Source organism: Moraxella atlantae NBRC 14588, assembly GCF_001591265.1.
Classification (GTDB): Bacteria; Pseudomonadota; Gammaproteobacteria; order Pseudomonadales; family Moraxellaceae; genus Faucicola; species Faucicola atlantae.
This window is the reverse complement of record NZ_BCUL01000046.1, coordinates 1-3,748: the sequence shown is the minus strand read 5'-3', so window position 1 is coordinate 3,748 and position 3,748 is coordinate 1. Positions and strand designations below refer to the sequence as shown.

Below are 3,748 nucleotides of genomic sequence, written 5' to 3'. Positions count from 1 at the left end.
TAAAAAGAGTTTTTGTTATACACCGACATTCAATTTGTGCTGGAAATTCCCCTTAATTCGCACTATTGCCAAGTAATTGCTCAAAAAATCTTTCAATTTCTTGGTGATGGTTGTCCAAAATATCGCCGTTAAACTCAATCGTGGTTTTTTTGGCATTTTTCTTGATTTGTCCGACCTTTTTACCATCCAATGAAAATACTTTGATGGTTCGGCTGTTGTTAGCTGTCGTAGGTTGCTGGGTTTGCGTCAGCCTTTTTGATAATTCGTCGATAATGGCATTTTGTTTTAAATTTTCTAGTACCACTAAATCTAACACGTCATTTAGTAATAAAGTTAGTTGTTCATCTGTGATGTTAGTTGTCTTAATAAATTGGGCAATTTGTTCAGCTGTTTTTGCAGTAATTAGGGTCGGGTTGTCTGTTAATCGTCGTTGGATAGCTTCTGGCAGTTTTTCAAAGGCTAGTAAACGGTATAAATCTTGACGAGAAATACCCAGTATTGTTGCATATTCAGTCTTGTTAGGAAATTTATCCTTAAAAATAATGACCGATTTTGCGATTTCATAATCCGTTAAATCTTCTCGATTGATGTTTTCTGCCAGTGCAAGCAAGCTATTATTGATATCGTCCACATTCATAACGATACAGTCAATGTAGGATTTTTCTAACAATTGAAACGCCCGATAACGGCGTTCACCAGAGATGATTTCATAATGATTATCTCCGTTGGGTCGCACCACAATTGGCTGTAATAGTCCCAGCTCTTGAATAGAATGTGCCAGCGATTGCAGCTCGTTATCATCAAAAATCAAACGAGGCTGGGATTTATTTGGGCTAATTTTATCCATAGCAATTTGCACATAGCTATTTGCCCCTGTTAGAAATATGTCTCTACCTCGACTGCCTATATAATCATTTTTTAATTTTTCTTGGTCTTGGGCTGATTTTTCTGCCAATAGTTTTGTTAATTTACTCATGATTTTCCTGTTCGCTCTGACTATTTTTTGAAATGATTATTTGGACTGTCCACTTGTGGACACATCAGAAATAAAGCCAATTTCTTTGGCTGTCCATTTTGCTAATTCTCGAAATTGCCTTGCGATGGATGATTGGGTATCGATGTCACTAATAGTTAGATGGAGTTTTGCCGCTTGGTCGATTTTTGCACTACTGGGAATGGTAATGGGAATGACTTTGCCTAGCGCAATTTCTAATTCATCACGAATATTACGACACATCAACTGGCGTTCGTCATGGCGAACGAGTAACGCCCCCAATAGATTTAATTCGGGGTTAATACGTTTTAGGCTGTCAATATACCGCTGTAATTCCACAACACCATACATCCCATATTGTGACCCACTAAAAATCGGCACGATATAATCGGTGGCACACGCTAACGCATTGCTGGTTAAAATCTCCAAACTAGGGGGCGTATCAAGTAAAATAACGTCAAAGTCATATTTAACCTTGTCAATGACTTCCTTTAATACTTCCATAGGTCGGGGTTCTTTTTCTCGAATACGGTCTTTATCGATAGTCAGACGCAGTGAACTGTAAATAAGTGAAACACCATCAAAATGCGTTTTAGTATGAATGGCTTGTTCGATAAGTTCTTCCTTGTCGGCTGATGTCAAAGTCGGTTGGTCAAAATTTGGAATGATTAAATCCCGAATACTAATGTCAATTTCGCTGGGGTGTTTCAGCCCGATATGGGTACTGGCGTTTTCTTGGGGATCTAAGTCAATCACTAGTACTCGCATACCCAGTTTTGCCAATTCGGCTGATAAATGAACCGTGGTTGCTGTCTTGCCACAACCACCTTTATGATTAGCAATCGCAATCACTCTAGCAGATTTTTGCATTTGATTATCCTCTTTAAGGTGTCCACAAGTGGACAGTATGGGGTATTTTGGTTATTATATAGGATGAAAATGAAAAATACATTAGCATTCTATGATAAACTGATGTTTAATTAAAGACAGAAAAATCTCAAGTGTCCACAAGTGGACAATCATTAGAAAAAATTTTCTAGGTGATATTTTTACACCTTAATACTGCTAAAATAGCAGAAAATTTATCCAATTCTTAGTACAAGACTTTGAAAAAAATTATGGCTAAACAATTTCCCAAAGGCATCCAAACGTTTGCAGATATCCGTAATGGTAATTACTACTATGTGGATAAGACGCCGTATATCATTGACTTGGTAAAAGAAAAGTTTGTTTTTTTATCCCGTCCCCGCCGTTTTGGTAAAAGTTTAACGTTAGATACCATTGCCGAGTTATTCATGGGTAGTAAAGCCTTGTTTGAAGGTCTATATGCTGAGAGCCAATGGGATTGGGACATTCAATATCCTGTGATACGTCTAGGTTTTGCAGGGGGAGTTATGGATAGTGAAGAAAGGTTTTTGGAAAATGTGAAAAGCCAGTTTCATTATCAAGCTCGTCGTCTTAATATTCAGTTAGAAAGTAGTCGTTCACTCAGTGTTATGTTTCGAGACCTGATTGAAAGTACGGTGATGGCATATAAGCAGCCTGTGGTAATTTTGGTCGATGAATATGATAAACCGATTTTGGATAATTTAGCCAACTCTTCACAAGCCATTGTGATGCGAGATAAATTGAGAGATTTATATTCCATTATCAAGGAACAAGATAAAAATATTCGTTTTGCCATGCTCACGGGCGTATCAAAATTTAGTAAAGTCAATCTATTTTCTGGTCTTAATAATCTCACTGATATCACATTACTCAAGCAATATTCGGCAATCTGTGGTTATACCCAAGCTGAACTAGAAACGGTTTTTGCCCCTGAATTGATGGCTAACAATGTCAATTTGGTTGAAATGCAACGTTGGTACAATGGCTATAATTGGACAGGCGAATCGGTATATAACCCGTATGATGTGATGCTGTATTTAGCAGATAGTGAAAAATTGTTTAAATCATATTGGTTTGAAACAGGTTCACCTGCCTTTTTGATGGATATGTTATTCGAGAAGCGGGTAGATATCACAACGTTACAAGGGACAAATGGTAGTGAGCAGGTATTATCGCAATTCGATGTAGGCGATATTAGCCCGATTGCCTTGATGTTCCAAACAGGCTACTTAACTATTGATGAAGTGCAATCCTTGCCATTTGGCGTACGTTATACGCTAAAATTTCCCAATATCGAAGTCCAGCAAAGTTTTAATCAAGCGGTGATTCACCGATTTGTCCCCAATAGTGATTTGAAATTTATGACAATTCAAAGCGACTTATACCAAAGTTTGCTTGAAAACGATTCGGCATTAATGTTCGCTACCATTGAAGCGTTTTTTGCGGGTATTCCCTATAACTGGCATATTAATAACGACATTGCTCATTTTGAAGGATATTGGGCCAGTGTGTTTTATGGTTATTTTTCAAGTATTGGTGTACCTATCCATGTCGAAGAATCTAGTCGAAACGGTCGAATGGATATGACGGTTTTGTTCGATAATCGGGTTTATATATTTGAGTTTAAAGTGGTTAAACAAGGAGATACGATTGAAAATACGTTGCAACAAGCGTTAGCCCAAATTACCGAAAAAGGCTATGCTGATAAATATAATTCCAAAAATAAACAAGTGTATCAAATTGGCGTGGCATTTGATGAAGTAAATCGTACCGTAATTTTTGCTAGTTAGCTAGACTATAAGAAAAAGTCGTTAGCAACAATTTCTTACTCTAATTAACAACCAAAATGTCCAGTTTTTTATATTC

Annotated in this window: 3 protein-coding genes; 1 reads left to right on the top strand and 2 read right to left on the bottom strand. The window is 37.2% G+C overall.

Annotated elements, in window-relative coordinates; genetic code table 11:
• Positions 1–52 precede the first annotated feature (52 nt).
• Both MA2_RS10465 and MA2_RS10460 read right to left on the bottom strand, forming a co-directional pair.
• Entirely contained in the window at positions 53–976 is a 924-nt protein-coding gene (locus MA2_RS10465) for a ParB/RepB/Spo0J family partition protein (protein WP_067059600.1), read from the bottom strand.
• A gap of 36 nt (positions 977–1,012) precedes the next feature.
• Positions 1,013–1,864, bottom strand: coding sequence for a ParA family protein (locus tag MA2_RS10460; RefSeq protein ID WP_067059599.1), 852 nt, complete (start codon positions 1,862–1,864; stop codon positions 1,013–1,015).
• A gap of 236 nt (positions 1,865–2,100) precedes the next feature.
• Between MA2_RS10460 and MA2_RS10455 the strand changes: the two genes are divergently transcribed.
• Entirely contained in the window at positions 2,101–3,672 is a 1,572-nt protein-coding gene (locus tag MA2_RS10455) for a PD-(D/E)XK nuclease domain-containing ATP-binding protein (protein ID WP_218002940.1), read from the top strand.
• The last annotated feature ends 76 nt before the right edge of the window (positions 3,673–3,748 follow it).

Bases quoted from the DNA above. Each gene is read 5' to 3' on its own strand.
- MA2_RS10465 (WP_067059600.1), bottom strand. From the start codon at position 976: ATGAGTAAATTAACAAAACTATTGGCAGAAAAATCAGCCCAAGACCAA.
- MA2_RS10460 (WP_067059599.1), bottom strand. From the start codon at position 1,864: ATGCAAAAATCTGCTAGAGTGATTGCGATTGCTAATCATAAAGGTGGT.